Raw genomic sequence first — 17,728 nt, forward strand, 5'->3', positions numbered from 1 at the left:
GCCCCGGGCAGCCCGCTCCAGCAGATCCTCGACCGCTTCCTCGCCCACGGTTGGCAAGTGACTCCCGGCGACCCTGCCCCGGACATCGTGCTGTTCGACGGCCACAGGATGGAGGAACAATTCGGCGCCCACATCGAACAGCAGCATCCCAACGCCCTGCGCGTCCTCACAATCCCGCTCCTGCACAGTCTGCGCGAAGCGCGCCAGGCCCTGCTGCGCCGGCGCCTGGTGACGGGCCTGGACCCCAACGATTTCCGCGAACTCTTCACCACCTCCGGCTCCGACCTGTACCAGCAGATGGCCCCGACCGAGCTGGCCCAGCGCGAAATCGCCGCGATCCATCGCAGCGACCTGAGCCTGGTAACCTCCGACGTCGAGATCGACCTGCTGGTCAACGGTTTCGGCGTGCCGCCCGACCTGCTGCACTGGTGCCCGCCGTTGCTGTTGGCACCGCAGGCGATGGCACCCTTTGGCGAACGGGAACACATGGTCGGTTTCGTCGACTTCCGCGACCCGGCCGACTGGGATGCCGTGCTCTGGCTCAGGCACAACATCTGGCCGATGACCCGCCGTCATCTGCCCGATGTGCAATTGCGCCTGTACGGCCCTTCCCCCACGGAAAAGGCCCTGGCACTGCATGACCCTGTCGGCGGCCTGCTGATTCACGAACAGCCCGAAGTGCCGCTGGACGTCATGAGCAAGGCCCGCCTGTGCCTGGCGCCACTGCGCTTTGGCGCCGGAACCAAGGCAGTACTGGCCAACGCCCTGCTCGCCGGCACCCCCGCCATCATCACGCCGATCGGCAGCGAAGCCATGCATGGCAACCAGCCCTGGCCGGGGCTGGTATCGGGCACGGCAGAAGGTCTGGCCAAAGCCGCGATCAGCCTGTACAGCGACGAAGCCCGCTGGAACCAGGCACAGCGGGATGCCCGACAGGTCCTCGAGCGGCACTTCAACCCGCAGTGGCACGGCGCCGCGCTCGTTCAGCGCATCCAGCAAACCCTGATGGGCCTGGCCGACCAGCGTCTCTACAACTTCACCGGCGCCATGCTGCGTCGCAGCAGATAGGTGTCCATGATCCAGCCCTTGTCGGCCCGCGCCTGCTCGCGGGCGGCAAGAATCTGCGCCTTGACCTCCTGCAACGGCCCGCTGACCAGGATTTCGTCCGCCGTGCCCAGGTAAGCGCCCCAATAGATGTCCAGTTCGGGATCGTCGAGCGCGGCGAACGCGCACTTGCCGTCGAGCATCACCACCAGATTGTCGATCCGCTGCACCTCGGCCAGGCGCCGCCCGGGGAGGATCTGCAGCGGCTCGCCGATGCGGTTGAGGGGGATGCGATGGCGCGCCGCCAAGGCCTGGACGCTGCTGATGCCGGGAATCACTTCGAGGCTGAACGCCGGGCCCTCGATCAGTTCGAGGATGCGCAGGGTGCTGTCGTACAACCCCGGTTCCCCCCAGAGCAGGAAGGCGCCGCATTCGCCCACCCCCAGTTCATCGGCGAGCAGCCGGCCGTAGAGCGCGGCGCGCTGACGGTGCCAGTCCTGTACCGCGCCTACATAGTCGGCGGCCTCGCTGTCGCGCTGCGGATCATCCACCTGAACCAGGCGGTACGGTTGCGCGGCATGCTGCGCCAGCAGCTCCTTGCGCAGACGCAGCCTGTCGTCGTGCTCCTGGTGCTTGTCCAGGACGAAGAACACGTCGACGCGCTGCAGCGCATCGATGGCCTCCAGGGTGATCTGCCGCGGATTGCCCGGGCCGATACCGATCAACAACAGATGTTTCATGGATGAGGCTCCGCAGGTTGCAAGATCGACAAGTTATAGCCGGGGTACACCGCTTTTCACCCAGGTCAGGCCTTAACTTTTACTCGACGCGGCAGAACATCGGCAACTTTGAAAGTTCCTGCCGCCGCATAATAAAAGTTTACTGTTAGTCCATCCCGAGTTGGCTACACTGTCAAACATGCTGTTAGTTACCGCCACCTGTGGTCGTTGTTTCTCCCTGTATCTGAACAGCGCCCACCCTCGATAAGGAGTGACTCCCATGTCCAGACTTGCAGAGTTTCGCGCCGCCGAAAAAGCCCTTCAGGAACAGCTCGCACAGCTGGAGACCATGAAAAAGGACGCCGGCCTTAAACGCGAAATCGAATTCGAACGCAAACTTCTTGATTTGATGAAAGCCCACGACAAGGGCCTGCGCGACATCATCGCCATTCTTGATCCTGCCAGTGTCGGCAAATCGGTTGCCCGCCCCCCGAAAACCCGTCGGGCACGGGTGGTCAAAGTCTATGAGAACCCGCATACCGGCGAACTGATCGAGACCAAGGGCGGCAACCATCGCGGCCTCAAAGCATGGAAGGAACAGCATGGCGCGGCGACGGTCGACAGCTGGTTGCGCAAATGAAATGCACTTCACATATTTTTCACACGTGATGGATCAGGATGAAGGCTGCTAAAGGACTAGCGCCCCAATGCGCCCGCTTCGGCGGGCTTCTAATTCCAACGCCTCGTGGCCGCCACCACGGGGCGTTGTTGTTTGCGCAATGGTTTCAGTTCCGTATCATGGCTGCCTGTCTTTTCCGCTGGCGCTTCTGGCGCCGGCCTTTTCAAGCGGAGTGCCCATGAGCCTGCAAGATCTCGATAACCTCCCTGGCGTCACCGCGCAACCCGATGCCGCCACCCGCAACTTCGTCTTCAACCACACCATGCTGCGGGTCAAGGACGTCGCCAAATCCCTGGACTTCTACACCCGCGTGCTGGGCTTCAGCCTGGTGGAAAAGCGTGACTTCCCGGAGGCCGAGTTCAGCCTGTACTTCCTCGCCCTGGTGGACAAGGCGCAGATCCCGGCCGATGCGGCCAAGCGTACCGAGTGGATGAAGTCGATCCCCGGCATTCTCGAACTGACCCATAACCATGGCACCGAGAACGACGCGGACTTCGCCTACCACAACGGCAACACCGACCCGCGTGGTTTCGGTCATATCTGTATTTCCGTGCCGGATATCCGTGCGGCCTGCGAGCGTTTCGAAGCACTGGGCGTCAACTTCCAGAAGCGCCTGAGCGATGGCCGCATGAAGCACCTGGCGTTCATCAAGGACCCGGATGACTACTGGGTCGAGATCATCCAGCCGACCGAGTTCTGATTCGGTTGCTGAAATGAAAAATGCCGCGGATAGTCCGCGGCATTTTTGTTTGTACTCATCCTTCAGAGCCAACACCGACCCTGTGGGAGCTGGCTTGCCAGCGATAGGGCCAGCAGGAACAAAGATGTTGTCTGGCCTGGCCTCATCGCTGGCAAGCCAGCTCCCACAGGGTTCAGCGGTGCTCTCAGGAGATCATTGTGCCCGCCAGGCCGCCACCAATGCCTCCTTGCGCCCACGGGTCGCCAGGCAGTAATACAGCGGCACCGTCACCACCAATCCCACCAGCCACGACAGGTCCGCGCCTTCCACCAGGTTGGCATACGGCCCGACATACAGCGAGGTATTGGCAAACGGCAACTGCACCAGGATCCCGCAGGCATAGGCAATGATCGCGTGCATGTTGAAGCGGCCATAGATCCCGCCATCCGCCGCGAAGATCGACTTGATGTCGTAATTGCCACGCTTGATCAGGTAGAAGTCGATGATGTTGATCGATGCCCACGGCACCAGTACCAGCAGCAGCGCGAGGATCAGGCCGATGAAGTGGCCGATGAAGTCCGAGGTGGCGCTCAATGCGGTCAGGCAGCAACCCAGCAGGATCACGCTGGCCAGCACCACGCGGACCTTGATGCTCGGGGTCCAGTTGGCGGCGAAGGTCTGGATCGAGGTGACGATCGACAGCACCGCACCGTACAGGTTGAGGGCGTTGTGGCTGATGATGTTGAGCAGGAACAGCACCATCAGGATCGGCCCCAGCCAGCCGGTGGCCTGCTTCACCGCGTCCATCGCCTCGGTACCTTCCGGGACCATCAGCACGGCAATGGCACCGAAGCTGAAGCACAGGATGGTGCCCAGGGTCGCGCCGAAATAAGTGGCCCAGAACGGCTTGGCGATTCCTACTTCACGAGGCAGGTAGCGCGAGTAGTCCGAGGTGTAGGGCGAGAAGCTGATCTGCCAGATCACCCCCAGCGACACCGTGGCGATCCAGCCCGACAGGTTGAAGGCGCCGCGGGTGAAGAAGTCCGCCGGCAGGTCCTGGGCGAACATCATGATGAAGCCGGCCAGCAGCGCCGAGCCCATGACCCAGGTGCCGATGCGGTTCAGAGTATGAATGAAGCGATAGCCGATCACCCCGATGGCGGTGGCGCTCAGCGCGCCGATGATGATCGACGCCGGCATCGGCACACTCGGGGCGATGCCGTGGATCGACTTGCCAGCAAGCACGATGTTGGAAATGAAGAAGCCGACGTAGATCAACGCGGTGAAGAACACGATCAGCAGCGCGCCATAACGGCCGAACTGCCCGCGGCTCTGCACCATCTGCGGAATGCCCAGTTGCGGCCCTTGCGCCGAGGCCAGGGCGATGACGATACCGCCGAGCATATGGCCGAGGACAATGGCCACCAGCCCCCACAGCAGGTTGAGGTGGAACACCTGGACCACCATGGCCCCGGTGACGATGGGCAACGGCGCGATGTTGGTGCTGAACCACAGCGTGAACAGATCCCGCGCCTTCCCATGGCGCTCTGCTGGCGGTACGTAATCGACCGTATGGTTTTCGATCAACTGGTGTTGCGAAGACGACTGGGACATGGGCAAAAAGCTCGAAAGGTTCTGTTTTTATCTTTGTAGGAAACCACTTGCGGCACGCTGCAAGCGGCGTCGAAGCTGAAGACCATATTATGGTATTCCAAGCTTTTGACAACACTGATTCGTCCTTTTGCCGACCAACTGATCTGCTTTTTACCGCCTCGCTTTGCTCCCCTTAACGGCGCCAGGCCCCGGATTCATTGGGCGTTGACCTGGATCAACGCGTTCGTCAGGGCAGGAAAAATCCTCTTGCAAATTAGGTATTACGGTATACCATCAGACACATCAACGATAAAAACGCGGACCCACCGCTGCATCACGAGGATCACGCCATGATCGACGCAACCGTCTACAAGAACGTCCTGGGCTCCTTCCCGTCCGGCGTTACCGTCATCACCACCCTGGACGACGACGGCCAGATCGTCGGCCTCACCGCCAGTGCCTTCAGCTCCCTGTCCATGGAGCCACCGCTGGTGCTGTTCTGCCCCAACTACAGCTCCGACTCCTACCCGGTGCTGATCCGCAGCAAGAAATTCGCCATCCACCTGCTCTCCGGCCAGCAACAGGCCGAAGCCTATGCCTTTGCCAAGAAAGGCAAGGACAAGGCCCAGGGCATCGAGTGGACCCTGAGCGCGCTGGGCAACCCGCTGCTGGCCAATGCCACGGCGATCATCGAATGCGAACTGTGGCGCGAATATGAAGGTGGCGACCACGCCATCATGGTCGGCGCCGTGAAAAACCTGATCGTCCCGAACGAAGCGCCGAGCCCGCTGGTGTATTGCCGCGGCAAGATGGCCAGCCTGCCAGCTTTCGCCTGAGCCCCTATTCTTCTTAATGCGCCCGGCTGATCCGACGGGCGCCCGATAACAAGAGCCGAGGAAACGCCTCATGAAATTTTCGTTGTTCGTACACATGGAACGCTGGGATGAACAGGTCAGCCACCGCCAACTGTTCGAAGACCTGACCGAGCTGACCCTGATGGCCGAGAAAGGCGGGTTCAGCACCGTGTGGATCGGCGAACACCACGCCATGGAATACACCATCTCGCCAAGCCCGATGCCGCTGCTGGCCTACCTGGCCGCGCGCACCGAGACCATCCACCTCGGCGCCGGCACCATCATCGCGCCGTTCTGGAACCCGATCCGCGTCGCCGGCGAATGCGCCCTGCTCGACGTGATCAGCAACGGCCGGATGGAAGTGGGCCTGGCCCGTGGTGCCTACCAGTTCGAGTTCGACCGCATGGCCAACGGCATGCCGGCCTCCGAAGGCGGCGCGGCGCTGCGCGAGATGGTCCCGGCGGTGCGCGCCCTGTGGCAGGGCGACTATGCCCACGACGGCGAGATCTGGAAATTCCCCACCTCCACCTCCGTGCCGAAGCCGATCCAGCAGCCGATGCCGCCGCTGTGGATCGCCGCCCGCGACCCGGATTCGCACAATTTCGCGGTGAAGAACGGCTGCAACGTCATGGTCACCCCGCTGATGAAAGGCGACGAGGAAGTGGTCGACCTGAAGAACAAGTTCGAAGCGGCCCTGGCCAACAACCCGGACGTCCCGCGTCCGCAACTGATGGTCCTGCGTCACACCCACGTCCATGCCGAGAACGACCCGGAAGGCTGGAAGATCGGCGCCCAGGCGATCAACCGCTTCTACCGCACCTTCGACGCCTGGTTCGGCAACAAGCAGACCCCGGAAAACGGCTTCCTCGCGCCAAGCCCGGAAGCCAAGTTTGCCGAGCGTCCGGAGTTCGAACTGGAAAGCCTGCACAAGACCGCGATGATCGGTACCCCGCAGGAAGTCATCGAGCGCATCCGTTACTACAAGGAGCTGGGTGTCGACGAGTTCAGCTTCTGGTGCGACAACAGCCTGCCCCATGAAGAGAAGCGCAAGTCGCTGAAACTCTTCATCAAGGAAGTCGTACCGGCGTTTCGCTGAGTCATGACGTTCGTCGGACCGGGGCAGCCTGGTCCGACGCTGTGGTATATCGATAGGAGACTTCCGATTTTCCCGCAGCGAGGTCAGTACCATGCAAAGTCTCCATTGCGACTACCGTGGCTACACCATCACCGCCAGCGTCGAATCCCATCCCGGGATCCCCACCCCTTATGCCGGCGGCTGTCTCATTACCGATCCCCAGGGCCATACCGGAACGCGCAGGTCGTTGCCGCTGAGCATGGCCTGGATGTCCGACCTGGAAAATGCCCAGCATGCGTCGCTGGCCCATGGTCGATGGCTGGTGGATCAACAGCTCGCCAAGCACTGATAACTCCTTTGCCCTTCAGGGCCTCATCGCTGGCAAGCCAGCTCCCACAGGTTTCGCGGTGCACGCGGTCACTGTGGGAGCTGGCTTGCCAGCGATAGCTATGGCCAGAACACCACACCCCTCAAGCCCTGCCCCCTCCTCCTGACAACCACTTATCCCCTCCCCCACAGAAATTTCCTGCAACCCCTTGCACATCAAATATTATGGTATACCATCAGACAACAAGACCTAAACACACTCCACAGGAGCCCCGCCCCATGAGTTTCGAAATCCGCAAGATCGTCACCTACTCCGAAGAAACCCGCATCGAAGGCGGCAAGGCCACCGACAAGCCGGTGACCATGGTCGGCCTGGCTGTAGTGATCAAGAACCCATGGGTCGGCCGCGGCTTCGTCGAAGACCTCAAGCCGGAAATCCGCGCCAACTGCTCCGACCTCGGCGCACTGATGGTCGAGCGCCTGATCGCCGCCATCGGCGGTGCCGACAAGATCGAGGCCTACGGTAAAGCTGCCGTGGTCGGCGCCGACGGCGAGATCGAGCACGCCTCCGCCGTGATCCACACCCTGCGCTTCGGCAACCACTACCGTGAAGCGGTCCAGGCCAAGAGCTACCTGAGCTTCACCAACAAGCGCGGCGGCCCTGGCACCTCGATCCAGATCCCGATGATGCAGAAGGACGACGAAGGCCAGCGCTCGCACTACATCACCCTGGAAATGCAGATCGAAGACGCCCCGCGTGCCGACGAGATCGTCGTGGTCCTCGGCGCCTCCGACGGCGGCCGCCTGCACCCGCGCATCGGCAACCGCTACATCGACCTGGAAGAGCTGGCTGCAGAAAAAAACCAATAACAACAATGTCCACCGGGCCGGGGCGTGGGTCGCACCACGCCCGACTCTGAAGGAGCGCCCCACCATGATTCAGCCTGTCGCTGAACGTACACCTGCCGGCACCAGCTACCTGTCCACCGGCCAGGGCCAACCCGTGGTACTGATCCACGGCGTGGGCCTGAACAAAGAAATGTGGGGCGGACAGATCGTCGGCCTCGCCAGCGATTACCGCGTCATCGCCTACGACATGCTCGGCCACGGCCAGAGCCCGCGCCCGCAGGCCGGTACCCCGCTCAAGGGCTATGCCGAGCAACTGCTGGAGCTGCTCGACCACCTGCAGATCACCCAGGCCACGGTGATCGGTTTTTCCATGGGCGGCCTGGTCGCTCGCGCCTTCGCCCTGCACTACCCGCAACGCCTGGCGGCGCTGGTGGTGCTCAACAGCGTGTTCAACCGCAGCCCCGAGCAGAGCGCCGGCGTGATCGCCCGTGCCGCCCAGGCCGCCGAACACGGCCCCGACGCCAATGCCGAAGCGGCCCTGGCGCGCTGGTTCAGCCGCGAATACCAGGCGGCCAACCCGGCCCAGGTCGCGGCCATCCGCCAGACCCTGGCCGGCAACGACCCGCAGGGCTACCTGACCACTTATGAGCTGTTCGCCACCCAGGACATGTACCGTGCCGACGACCTCGGCAGCATCCAGGTACCGACCCTGATCGCCACCGGCGAGCACGACCTCGGTTCGACCCCGACCATGACCCGCGAACTGGCCGCGCGCATTCCCGGCGCCCAGAGTGTGGTCCTGGCCGAACAGCGGCATATGATGCCGGTGGAGTCGCCGCGCCTGGTCAACCAGATGCTGCTGGACTTCCTCGGGCACGCCCGCACTCTCTCCGACTCAGCCAAGGGGATCGTTGCATGACTCTCTCCCGTTTCCAGATGTGCATCGACGGCCAGTGGCTGGATGCACAAAGCGGCAAGACCTTCGACAGCCTCGACCCGGCCACCGCGCAAGTCTGGGCACAACTGCCCGACGCCGCCGAAGCCGATGTCGAACTGGCCGTTCAGGCCGCGCAGAACGCCTTCGACAGCCAGGCCTGGCGTGGCCTTACCGCCACCGCCCGGGGCAAGCTGCTGCGCCGCCTCGGCGACCTGATCGCCGAGAACAAGGAACACCTGGCCCAGCTGGAAAGCCGCGACAACGGCAAGCTGATCCGCGAAACCCGCGGCCAGGTCGGCTACCTGCCGGAGTTCTTCCACTACACCGCAGGCCTGGCCGACAAGCTCGAAGGCGGCACCCTGCCCCTCGACAAGCCGGACCTGTTCGCCTACACCGTGCATGAGCCAATCGGCGTGGTCGCTGCGATCATCCCGTGGAACAGCCCGCTGTACCTGACTGCGATCAAGCTGGCCCCGGCCCTGGCCGCCGGCAACACCATCGTGATCAAGCCGTCCGAGCACGCCTCGGCGACCATCCTCGAACTGGCCCGCCTGGCCCTCGAAGCCGGCTTCCCGGCCGGCGTGGTCAACGTGGTCACCGGCTACGGCCCGAGCACCGGCGCGGCGCTGACCCGTCACCCGCTGATCCGCAAGATCGCCTTCACCGGCGGCGCCGCCACCGCGCGTCACGTGGTGCGCAGCAGTGCCGAGAACTTCGCCAAGCTGTCCCTGGAACTGGGCGGCAAGTCGCCGAACATCATCTTCGCCGACGCCGACCTCGACAGCGCGATCAATGGCGCCGTGGCCGGCATCTACGCCGCCTCGGGCCAGAGCTGCGTGGCCGGTTCGCGCCTGCTGGTGCAGGACGAGATCTTCGACGAATTCGTCGAGCGCCTGATCGAACGGGCCAAGCGCATCCGCATCGGTAACCCGCAGGACGAAACCAGCGAAATGGGCCCGATGGCCACCGCCCAGCAACTGGCTGTGGTCGAAGGCCTGGTCGCTGCGGCCAATGCCGAAGGTGCGCGCCTGCGCATGGGCGGCAAGCGTGCCGAGGTCGAGGGTGAAGGCTGGTTCTACGAGCCGACCCTGTTCGAGTGCGACAGCAACTCGATGAAGATCATGCAGGAAGAAGTCTTCGGCCCGGTCGCTGCGGTGATCCGCTTCAAGACCGAGGAAGAGGCCCTGGCCATCGCCAACGACTCGCAGTTCGGCCTCGCCGCCGGCATCTGGACCCGCGACCTGGGCCGTGCCCACCGCCTGGCCCGCGACGTGCGTTCGGGGATCATCTGGGTCAACACCTACCGCGCCGTGTCCGCCATGGCGCCGATCGGTGGCTTCAAGAACAGTGGTTATGGCCGCGAAAGCGGTATTGACTCGGTGCTGGCCTACACGGAACTGAAAACGGTCTGGATCAACCTCTCGACCGCGCCCATGCCCGACCCCTTCGTGATGCGCTGAAAGGTGAACTGAAATGATCGAACCCGGCATCTACAAAGACGTGATGGGCTCCTTCCCGTCCGGCGTGACCGTCGTCACCACGCTGGATGCCGAGGGCGGCATCGTCGGCATCACCGCCAGCGCCTTCAGCGCGCTGTCGATCGAACCGGCGCTGGTGCTGTTCTGCCCCAACTACGCCTCCGACACCTACCCGATCCTGCGCGACAGCAAGCGTTTCGCCATTCACTTGCTGGCCGCCGGGCAAACCGCCGAAGCCTACGCCTTCGCGGGTAAAGGCAAGGACAAGGCCAAGGGCATCGAGTGGAGCCTGAGCGAACTGGGCAACCCGGTGCTGGCCCATGCCACGGCGGTGATCGAATGCGAGCTGTGGCGCGAGTATGACGGTGGCGACCACGCGATCATCGTCGGCGAAGTGAAGAACCTGATTCTTCCCGAGCAGCCGGCGACGCCGATGATCTACCACAAGGGCAAGCTGGGCGCCCTGCCGAACCTGGGCTGACCTTTCGGGCCTCACCCGATCCCTGTGGGAGCTGGCTTGCCAGCGATGAGGCCCTCAAGAACACCCAAGCTTTCAGGGGTGCCGCCGAGCAACCACTCACCTTCGGTTTGCGGCACCCCGTTTTTCATCACCCCATGCAGGAACCCCGGGCATGAGCAACGAGAAGTACGAAAAAGGCCTCGCCATCCGCACCCAGGTACTGGGCGAGGACTACGTCAACCGCTCTATCCAGAACGCCGACGACTTCACCAAGCCGCTGCAGGAACTGGTCACCGAGTACTGCTGGGGCCATGTCTGGGGCCGAGACGGTTTGTCGCTGAAAGAACGCAGCATGATAAACTTGGCAATGATTTCCGCGTTGAACCGGCCCCACGAACTCAAGCTGCACATCCGCGGTGCCTTGCGCAACGGACTGAGTCGTGAACAAATACGCGAGATTCTGCTCCAGGTCGGTATCTATTGCGGTGTACCCGCGGCGGTGGACAGCTTCCGCCTGGCCCGCGAAGCCTTCGCCGAGGCCGACTCGGAGTCAACCAGTTAATACTGGCTGTTCTTGACCCACCGCAGGACGCACCCGATCGGCGAGTGCGTCGATGTCGCTGGCGCAACAGCCAATTGCAGAGCGCAGAAGATGAAACGCCAGCCACTCGACGACAGCTTCAAGGTCAACCGCAACCCCGTTACCCTGCGCGAAATCGTGCTCGACAAACTGCGCAGCGCGATCATGAATTTCCACCTCCTGCCCGGCGACCGCCTGGTCGAACGCGACCTCTGCGACCGCCTCGGCGTCAGCCGCACCTCGGTACGTGAAGCCCTGCGCCACCTGGAGTCCGAAGGCCTGGTGGAATTCGCCGATGCCAAGGGCCCGCGCGTGGCCATCATCACCCTCGAAGACGCCCGCGATATCTACGAGCTGCGCTGCGTGCTCGAAGGCCTGATCGTCCAGTTGTTCACCCTCAATGCCAAGGCCAAGGACATCCGCGCCCTGGAGAAGGCCCTTGAGGAGAACCGCAACGCCCTCACCGACGGCGAGCTGCAACAGGTGCTGGAATCGGTGCAAGGCTTCTACGACGTGCTCCTGGAAGGCTCCGGCAACCATGTCGCCGCCACCCAGCTGCGCCAGTTGCAGGCGCGTATCAGCTACCTGCGCGCCACTTCCGTGTCCCAGGAAAACCGCCGTGGCGCGAGCAACCGGGAGATGGAAAAGATCGTCGAGGCGATCAAGAGCGGCGACCCGCTGGCCGCGCACCAGGCCTCCGTCGATCACGTCCGCGCCGCCGCCAAGGTCGCCCTGGACTACCTGCGCTCCAAGCAGGAAGACAACAGCAAGATCCGTGAGATCGCCACGCCGATCGCCATCAAAGAACCCCGCATAGGTCGCTGATCATGCCCGCCGTCCCGCGTTTCTGCCCGCAATGCTCCGCCGCGCTGCACCAGGGACGGCCGGACGGCGATACCCACGAGCGCCTGATGTGCGGCGGCTGCGGGTACATCCACTACATCAATCCGAAGATCATCGCCGGCTGCATCATCGAGCGCGACGGCAAGTACCTGCTGTGCCAGCGCGGCATCCCGCCGCGCCCCGGCACCTGGACCCTGCCGGCGGGCTTCATGGAGGCCGGGGAAACCACCGAGCAGGCGGCGCTGCGCGAGGTCTGGGAAGAAACCGGGGTGCGCGGCGACATCGTCTCGCCCTACTCGATCTTCAGCGTGCCGAAGATCAGCGAGGTGTACATCATCTTCCGCGCCGTGGCCCTGGAGATCACCGGCCAGTGGGGCCCGGAAACCATGGACTGCCGCTTCTTCGCCCCCGATGAAATCCCCTGGGACGCCATCTACTACCCGGCGATCCGGCAGATCCTCGAACGCTACATCGAGGAACGCCAGGCCGGGGTCTATGGCATCTACATGGGCAACGACGACAGCGGCAAGGTGCACTTCATGCGCTGAGGCGCTCGCGCATGAACTCGATCAGCGCCTGCACCGGGCGCGCACTCTGCCGGTGTTGCGGATAGACCGCCGAAAGCTGCAACGGCTCGGTGACGAAGTCCTGCAGGACCGTCACCAACTGACCCGCCGCCAAGGCTTCGCCGACGATGAAGGTCGGCAGGTAGGTAATCCCCATCCCCTTCACCGCCGCATCGCGCAGCAGCTCACCGTTGTTCGCGCGCATGCGCCCGCACACCGTCACCGTGCGCGACTTGCCCTGTTCGAGGAAACGCCATTGCACCTGGCGGCCGTGGCCGTAGGGCAGGCAGTCGTGGTCGACCAACTGGTCCGGGTGTGACGGCGTGCCTTTGCGCTGCAGGTACTCGGGGCTGGCGCAGTAGACCCGGTCAACCGCCGCCAGGCGCCGGGCGATCAGGGTCGAGTCTTCCAGCACGCCAATCCGCAGGGCCAGGTCGTAGCCTTCGCCGAGCAGGTCCACCGAGCGGTCGCTCAGGTCCACCTCGACGCTGACCTGCGGATAACGCTGGAGAAATTCCGGGAGCAGGCAGCCTAGATGGGCCACGGCAAACGACAGCGGCGCACTCACGCGCACCGTGCCACGGGGTTCGCTGGTCTGCCCGGCGATGCCCTGCTCCACCTGCTCGACCTCGTTGAGCAGGCGCAGGGAGGACTCGTAGTAGCTCTGGCCCAGGGGCGTCGGGTCGAGGCGCCGGGTCGAGCGGTTCAGCAGGCGCACGCCCAGGCGCTCTTCCAGGGCCATCAGCCGGCGGCTGACGAACTGCTTGGACAGGCCCAGCTTGTCGGCCGCAGCGGTAAAGCTGCCGGACTCCATGACCTGGGCAAACACACGCATATCTTCAAACGGGTTCATTGTCTCTTTCCAGTGGACAGTTAAACGCTTTATAGCGGCTTTTTCACTTCCGCGCATCCCAATAATCTAGCCACACCTTACAGCGCAGCCCAAACCAACCGCGGCGCTGATGGCTTCAAACCTTGCTGCCCACACCTCATACGAAGAAAAGGAATCTCACCATGAAACTGATCAACAAAACCCTCGGCGCCACCCTTCTCGCCCTGTCCATCGGCAACGCTTTCGCGGCCGGCAGCCCTGGCGTCGAACAGCAGACCCAGGCCTTCCTCGAAGCCCTGGAAAAAGGCGGCGGCAAACCGCTGGAGCAACTGGCCCCGAAGGATGCCCGTGCAGTGCTGACCGGTGCCCAGGCTTCGGTCCAGGTGGACCTCTCCGGGATCGAAGTCAGCGAGAAGATCATCAGCGTCGGCCAGGACAAGGTCACCCTGAAGATCGTCCGTCCGGCCAAGGTCGCCGGTGAGTTGCCGGTGTTCATGTTCTTCCACGGTGGCGGCTGGGTCCTCGGCGACTTCCCGACCCACCAGCGCCTGATCCGCGACCTTGTGGTCGGTTCCGGTGCCGTCGCGGTCTACGTTGACTACACGCCATCGCCGGAGGCCCATTACCCCACCGCGATCAACCAGGCCTACGCTGCCACCCAATGGGTCGCCGAGCATGGCAAGGAAATCGGTGTCGACAGCAAGCGCCTGGCGGTGGCCGGCAACAGCGTCGGCGGCAACATGGCGGCGGTGGTCGCGCTGATGGCCAAGGAAAAGAAAACCCCGGCCCTGCGCTTCCAGTTGCTGCTGTGGCCGGTGACCGATGCCAGCTTCGAGACGGCTTCGTACAAGCAGTTCGGTGAAGGGCACTTCCTGACTACCGGGATGATGAAATGGTTCTGGAACAGCTACACCACCGACCAGGCCCAGCGCGCCGGCATCCATGCCTCGCCGCTGCGGGCCAGTGCCGAACAGCTCAAGGGCCTGCCGCCAGCGCTGGTGCAGACTGCCGAGTTCGACGTGCTGCGTGACGAAGGCGAAGCCTATGCCCGCAAGCTGGACGCGGCCGGGGTCGATGTCACGGCGGTGCGCTACAACGGCATGATCCACGACTACGGCCTGCTCAACCCGCTGGCCAAGGTGCCGGAAGTGCAGGCGGCGATGCGTCAGGCGGCTTTGGAGCTGAAGGCGCATCTGAACTGAAAGGCAGGAAATGGGATGGGCCGCAAACGCGGCCCCTTTTGTTTTCTGTGTTGTTCTTTCGGGCCTCATCGCTGGCAAGCCAGCTCCCACAGTGTCCGCGGCGCCGCTAAACCCTGTGGGAGCTGGCTTGCCAGCGATGAGGCCATCAGCCACACAAGAAAAATCGCGGCGAGCCCAAGAGCCTGCCGCGACCCGAACCTGCTCTTACTTCAGAGCCGCATAGCTGTTCATCAGGTTGCGATAGTTGGGAATCCGCTGCGACAGCAGGTTGCCCAGGCCTTCGATATCGTTGCGCCAGTCGCGGTGCAGCTCACAGGCCACCGAGAACCAGTTCATCAATTGCGCGCCCGCAGCACTCATCCGTGCCCAAGCCGCCTGCTGCACGGTGTCGTTGAAGGTGCCGGACGCATCGGTCACCACGAATACTTCATAACCTTCCGCCAGCGCCGACAGGGTCGGGAACGCCACGCACACATCGGTCACCACACCCGCGATGATCAGTTGCTTGCGCCCGGTGTTCTTGATCGCCTGGACGAAGTCGGCGTTGTCCCAGGCATTGATCTGGCCAGGACGGGCGATGTACGGCGCATCCGGGAACAGTTCCTTCAGTTCCGGCACCAGCGGGCCGTTCGGGCCTTGTTCGAAGCTGGTGGTGAGGATGGTCGGCAGGCCGAAGAACTTGGCCAGGTCGCCCAGGGCCAGCACGTTGTTCTTGAACTCGTTGGGCGAGAAGTCCTGTACCAGCGAGATCAGGCCAGTCTGGTGATCCACCAGCAACACCACCGCGTCGTCTTTGTTCAGGCGTTTGTAGTCGTTGCTCATTTCATGACTCCTCTACAGAGAAAGAGGCGCGGGCCCCTGCCCGCGCCGGGGTGGAACTCAGAAAGCGAAGCAGGAACAGCCGAACGCGCCCCAGAAGCCCTGGAAGTCGCTGACCGGTACGTTGGACATCCGCGCGCGCTCATGGCTGTGCGAATGCACGCCGCACGGGCCGCTGCACTGGTGCACCTGGGCCTGCAACGGCGAAGACGGACGCCAGTGCCCCGGGACCTTGACCACCGGCGACCAGTCCGGCAGCACCGGAATGTCCTTCGGACCCAGCGGCCCGAACTCGCCGGCACCGTAGACCACCTTGCCGCCAACCACGGTCAGCAGCGACTCGATCCACTTGATGGCCTCTTCCTCGACGCTGAAGAAGTCGGCGCTGAGCACCGCCACGTCCGCCAGTTGACCGACCTTGATCTGGCCTTTCTTGCCCTGCTCGGAGGAGAACCAGGCGCTGCCATGGGTGAACAGTTCCAGCGCGGTGGAGCGCGGCAGGCCTTCCTGGTGCAGGGCCAGGCCGCCGACGGTGCGGCCGCTGACCATCCAGTACAGCGAAGTCCACGGGTTGTAGCTGGAGACACGGGTCGCATCGGTACCGGCGCCCACCGGCACGCCTTCGGCCAGCATGCGCTTGATCGGTGGCGTGGCCTCGGCCGCCTGGGCGCCGTAGCGGTCGACGAAGTACTCGCCCTGGAAAGCCATGCGGTCCTGGATCGCGATACCACCGCCCAGCGCCCGGACCCGCTCGATGTTGCGCGGGGTGATGGTCTCGGCGTGATCGAAGAACCACGGCAGGCCGTTGAACGGGATATCGCGGTTCACTTTCTCGAACACATCGAGCATGCGGCTGATGGATTCGTCATAGGTGGCGTGCAGGCGGAACGGCCAGCGCTGCTCGACCAGGTGACGCACCACCGGTTCCAGATCCTGCTCCATGGACGGTGCCAGGTCCGGGCGCGGTTCGAGGAAGTCCTCGAAGTCGGCAGCGGAGAACACCAGCATCTCGCCGGCACCGTTGTGCCGCAGCATGTCGTCGCCCTGGTGCAGCTTGACGCTGCCGGTCCAGTTCTTGAAGTCGGCCAGCTCTTCCTTGGGCTTCTGGGTGAACAGGTTGTAGGCGATGCGTACGGTCAGCTGGTCTTCCTTGGCCAGATGCTCGATCACCTCGTAGTCGTCCGGGTAGTTCTGGAAGCCGCCACCGGCGTCGATGGCGCTGGTCAGGCCAAGACGGTTGAGCTCGCGCATGAACTGGCGGGTCGAGTTGATCTGGTATTCCAGCGGCAGCTTCGGCCCCTTGGCCAGGGTCGAGTAGAGGATCATCGCGTTCGGCCGCGCCACCAGCATGCCGGTCGGCTCGCCACGGGAATCACGGACGATCTCGCCACCCGGCGGGTTCGGCGTGTCCTTGGTGTAGCCCGCCACGCGCAGGGCCGCGCGGTTGAGCAAGGCGCGGTCATACAGGTGGAGGATGAACACCGGGGTGTCCGGCGCGGCCTGGTTGATTTCCTCCAGGGTCGGCATGCGTTTTTCGGCGAACTGGAATTCGTTCCAGCCACCCACCACCCGCACCCATTGCGGGCTCGGCGTACGCTCGGCCTGGTCCTTGAGCATGCGCAGGGCATCGGCCAGGGACGGCACGCCCTCCCAGCGCAGTTCCAGGTTGTAGTTGAGGCCGCCACGGATCAGGTGCAGGTGCGAGTCGTTGAGGCCGGGAATGGCGCAGCGGCCCTTGAGGTCGATGACCTGGGTGGCGCTGCCACGGGCGGCCATGGCTTCGGCATCGGTGCCGACGGCGACGAAGCGCCCGTCCTTGATGGCCACGGCGCTGGCTTCGGGTTTTTCCCGGTCCACGGTGTGGAAGCGGCCATTGAACAGAATCAGATCGGCATTCATTGCAGGTCCCTGGTCTGGAGTGAGTGAGGCGAAGGACAACCGCGGCAGCAAGGTCGCCGCCGCGGTCAGGAGGGATCCGGCGGCCAGCAGGCGGCGCCGGGTCGGGTCGTTGCGGTCATCCTGGTCGGTCATGAAGGACGTTCCGATGGTGTGTGCCGGGAATTCTTCAGGGCGGGTGGGGGATGTACGAGTTAATCGTTGTTAATTATCTCCCCTTGCCCTGTAGGCCTTTGTCCAACCGGTCAAAGCCGCGTAGACCGGGCTTTTGCCAGCGAGGCGTGACAAGCGTAGCC

At 63.6% G+C, this 17,728-nt stretch carries 19 protein-coding genes; 14 read left to right on the forward strand and 5 right to left on the reverse strand.

The genetic code is table 11. From position 1 onward, the window contains the following. The coding region (locus PSEMO_RS19335; protein WP_075804580.1) for a glycosyltransferase at positions 1-1,068 on the forward strand (1,068 nt) is incomplete at its 5' end. Here PSEMO_RS19335 and cobF read toward each other — a convergent pair. Next, positions 1,029-1,784, reverse strand: a complete 756-nt coding sequence (gene cobF, locus PSEMO_RS19340; RefSeq protein WP_075804581.1) for a precorrin-6A synthase (deacetylating) — start codon at positions 1,782-1,784, stop codon at positions 1,029-1,031. The two genes, PSEMO_RS19335 and cobF, sit on opposite strands and share 40 nt — an antisense overlap. Before the next feature lie 259 nt (positions 1,785-2,043). Here cobF and PSEMO_RS19345 point away from each other — a divergent pair, with 259 nt between their 5' ends. Together PSEMO_RS19345 and gloA are read left to right on the forward strand one after the other, a co-directional pair. Next, entirely contained in the window at positions 2,044-2,403 is a 360-nt protein-coding gene (locus PSEMO_RS19345) for a histone-like nucleoid-structuring protein, MvaT/MvaU family (protein ID WP_075804582.1), read from the forward strand. Between the two features lie 217 nt (positions 2,404-2,620). Beyond that, entirely contained in the window at positions 2,621-3,142 is a 522-nt protein-coding gene (gloA, locus tag PSEMO_RS19350; RefSeq protein WP_075804583.1) for a lactoylglutathione lyase, read from the forward strand. Positions 3,143-3,334: 192 nt separating this feature from the next. On the opposite strand, the gene PSEMO_RS19355 is transcribed toward gloA, so the two are convergent. Further along, positions 3,335-4,735: a purine-cytosine permease family protein gene (locus PSEMO_RS19355; RefSeq protein ID WP_075804584.1), complete on the reverse strand. Its 1,401-nt coding sequence runs from the start codon at positions 4,733-4,735 to the stop codon at positions 3,335-3,337. A gap of 329 nt (positions 4,736-5,064) precedes the next feature. Here PSEMO_RS19355 and PSEMO_RS19360 point away from each other — a divergent pair, with 329 nt between their 5' ends. The 10 genes from PSEMO_RS19360 to PSEMO_RS19405 all read left to right on the forward strand — a co-directional run bounded on the left by PSEMO_RS19360 (position 5,065) and on the right by PSEMO_RS19405 (position 12,665). Continuing rightward, the gene (locus PSEMO_RS19360) at positions 5,065-5,550 is read left to right on the forward strand and encodes a flavin reductase family protein (RefSeq protein WP_075804585.1); all 486 of its coding nucleotides are present in this window, start codon (positions 5,065-5,067) and stop codon (positions 5,548-5,550) included. Positions 5,551-5,620: 70 nt separating this feature from the next. After that, positions 5,621-6,664: an LLM class flavin-dependent oxidoreductase gene (locus PSEMO_RS19365; protein WP_075804586.1), complete on the forward strand. Its 1,044-nt coding sequence runs from the start codon at positions 5,621-5,623 to the stop codon at positions 6,662-6,664. 91 nt (positions 6,665-6,755) lie between these two features. Beyond that, the gene (locus PSEMO_RS19370) at positions 6,756-6,992 is read left to right on the forward strand and encodes a hypothetical protein (RefSeq protein WP_075804587.1); all 237 of its coding nucleotides are present in this window, start codon (positions 6,756-6,758) and stop codon (positions 6,990-6,992) included. Positions 6,993-7,249: 257 nt separating this feature from the next. Beyond that, positions 7,250-7,840, forward strand: a complete 591-nt coding sequence (locus tag PSEMO_RS19375) for an amino acid synthesis family protein (RefSeq protein ID WP_075804588.1) — start codon at positions 7,250-7,252, stop codon at positions 7,838-7,840. Between the two features lie 64 nt (positions 7,841-7,904). Continuing rightward, entirely contained in the window at positions 7,905-8,738 is an 834-nt protein-coding gene (locus tag PSEMO_RS19380) for an alpha/beta fold hydrolase (protein WP_075804589.1), read from the forward strand. Then, complete coding sequence (locus PSEMO_RS19385) at positions 8,735-10,216, forward strand: aldehyde dehydrogenase (RefSeq protein ID WP_075804590.1); 1,482 nt, start codon at positions 8,735-8,737, stop codon at positions 10,214-10,216. Before PSEMO_RS19380 ends, PSEMO_RS19385 begins: the two co-directional genes overlap by 4 nt. A 13-nt stretch (positions 10,217-10,229) precedes the next feature. Beyond that, positions 10,230-10,715 carry a flavin reductase family protein gene (locus PSEMO_RS19390; RefSeq protein WP_075804591.1) on the forward strand — a complete coding sequence of 162 codons (486 nt, stop codon included), beginning with the start codon at positions 10,230-10,232 and terminating at the stop codon, positions 10,713-10,715. Positions 10,716-10,866: 151 nt separating this feature from the next. Beyond that, positions 10,867-11,256, forward strand: a complete 390-nt coding sequence (locus PSEMO_RS19395) for a carboxymuconolactone decarboxylase family protein (protein ID WP_075804592.1) — start codon at positions 10,867-10,869, stop codon at positions 11,254-11,256. 90 nt (positions 11,257-11,346) lie between these two features. Further along, positions 11,347-12,099: a GntR family transcriptional regulator gene (locus PSEMO_RS19400; protein WP_075804593.1), complete on the forward strand. Its 753-nt coding sequence runs from the start codon at positions 11,347-11,349 to the stop codon at positions 12,097-12,099. Between the two features lie 2 nt (positions 12,100-12,101). Next, positions 12,102-12,665, forward strand: a complete 564-nt coding sequence (locus PSEMO_RS19405; RefSeq protein WP_075804594.1) for an NUDIX hydrolase — start codon at positions 12,102-12,104, stop codon at positions 12,663-12,665. Here the strand turns inward: PSEMO_RS19405 and PSEMO_RS19410 are convergent. Continuing rightward, positions 12,655-13,536, reverse strand: a complete 882-nt coding sequence (locus PSEMO_RS19410) for a LysR family transcriptional regulator (protein ID WP_075804595.1) — start codon at positions 13,534-13,536, stop codon at positions 12,655-12,657. The two genes, PSEMO_RS19405 and PSEMO_RS19410, sit on opposite strands and share 11 nt — an antisense overlap. A 161-nt stretch (positions 13,537-13,697) precedes the next feature. Here PSEMO_RS19410 and PSEMO_RS19415 point away from each other — a divergent pair, with 161 nt between their 5' ends. Then, positions 13,698-14,717 (forward strand): alpha/beta hydrolase, encoded by a 1,020-nt coding sequence (locus PSEMO_RS19415; RefSeq protein ID WP_075804596.1) that lies wholly within the window; start codon positions 13,698-13,700, stop codon positions 14,715-14,717. A gap of 204 nt (positions 14,718-14,921) precedes the next feature. Here PSEMO_RS19415 and ycaC read toward each other — a convergent pair whose 3' ends face one another. Together ycaC and PSEMO_RS19425 are read right to left on the reverse strand one after the other, a co-directional pair. Continuing rightward, complete coding sequence (gene ycaC, locus PSEMO_RS19420) at positions 14,922-15,539, reverse strand: isochorismate family cysteine hydrolase YcaC (protein ID WP_075804597.1); 618 nt, start codon at positions 15,537-15,539, stop codon at positions 14,922-14,924. A 57-nt stretch (positions 15,540-15,596) separates the two neighbouring features. Beyond that, positions 15,597-17,435, reverse strand: coding sequence for an amidohydrolase (locus tag PSEMO_RS19425; protein ID WP_075804626.1), 1,839 nt, complete (start codon positions 17,433-17,435; stop codon positions 15,597-15,599). Positions 17,436-17,728 lie beyond the last annotated feature (293 nt).

Origin of the sequence: Pseudomonas putida, from assembly GCF_001941965.1 — a bacterium.
Lineage (GTDB): Bacteria > Pseudomonadota > Gammaproteobacteria > Pseudomonadales > Pseudomonadaceae > Aquipseudomonas > Aquipseudomonas putida_L.

Bases quoted from the DNA above. Each gene is read 5' to 3' on its own strand.
- cobF (WP_075804581.1), bottom strand. From the start codon at position 1,784: ATGAAACATCTGTTGTTGATCGGTATCGGCCCGGGCAATCCGCGGCAG.
- PSEMO_RS19410 (WP_075804595.1), bottom strand. From the start codon at position 13,536: ATGAACCCGTTTGAAGATATGCGTGTGTTTGCCCAGGTCATGGAGTCC.
- gloA (WP_075804583.1), top strand. From the start codon at position 2,621: ATGAGCCTGCAAGATCTCGATAACCTCCCTGGCGTCACCGCGCAACCC.
- PSEMO_RS19375 (WP_075804588.1), top strand. From the start codon at position 7,250: ATGAGTTTCGAAATCCGCAAGATCGTCACCTACTCCGAAGAAACCCGC.
- PSEMO_RS19365 (WP_075804586.1), top strand. From the start codon at position 5,621: ATGAAATTTTCGTTGTTCGTACACATGGAACGCTGGGATGAACAGGTC.
- PSEMO_RS19395 (WP_075804592.1), top strand. From the start codon at position 10,867: ATGAGCAACGAGAAGTACGAAAAAGGCCTCGCCATCCGCACCCAGGTA.
- PSEMO_RS19405 (WP_075804594.1), top strand. From the start codon at position 12,102: ATGCCCGCCGTCCCGCGTTTCTGCCCGCAATGCTCCGCCGCGCTGCAC.
- PSEMO_RS19400 (WP_075804593.1), top strand. From the start codon at position 11,347: ATGAAACGCCAGCCACTCGACGACAGCTTCAAGGTCAACCGCAACCCC.
- PSEMO_RS19345 (WP_075804582.1), top strand. From the start codon at position 2,044: ATGTCCAGACTTGCAGAGTTTCGCGCCGCCGAAAAAGCCCTTCAGGAA.
- ycaC (WP_075804597.1), bottom strand. From the start codon at position 15,539: ATGAGCAACGACTACAAACGCCTGAACAAAGACGACGCGGTGGTGTTG.
- PSEMO_RS19360 (WP_075804585.1), top strand. From the start codon at position 5,065: ATGATCGACGCAACCGTCTACAAGAACGTCCTGGGCTCCTTCCCGTCC.
- PSEMO_RS19385 (WP_075804590.1), top strand. From the start codon at position 8,735: ATGACTCTCTCCCGTTTCCAGATGTGCATCGACGGCCAGTGGCTGGAT.
- PSEMO_RS19355 (WP_075804584.1), bottom strand. From the start codon at position 4,735: ATGTCCCAGTCGTCTTCGCAACACCAGTTGATCGAAAACCATACGGTC.
- PSEMO_RS19390 (WP_075804591.1), top strand. From the start codon at position 10,230: ATGATCGAACCCGGCATCTACAAAGACGTGATGGGCTCCTTCCCGTCC.
- PSEMO_RS19415 (WP_075804596.1), top strand. From the start codon at position 13,698: ATGAAACTGATCAACAAAACCCTCGGCGCCACCCTTCTCGCCCTGTCC.
- PSEMO_RS19425 (WP_075804626.1), bottom strand. From the start codon at position 17,435: ATGAATGCCGATCTGATTCTGTTCAATGGCCGCTTCCACACCGTGGAC.
- PSEMO_RS19370 (WP_075804587.1), top strand. From the start codon at position 6,756: ATGCAAAGTCTCCATTGCGACTACCGTGGCTACACCATCACCGCCAGC.
- PSEMO_RS19380 (WP_075804589.1), top strand. From the start codon at position 7,905: ATGATTCAGCCTGTCGCTGAACGTACACCTGCCGGCACCAGCTACCTG.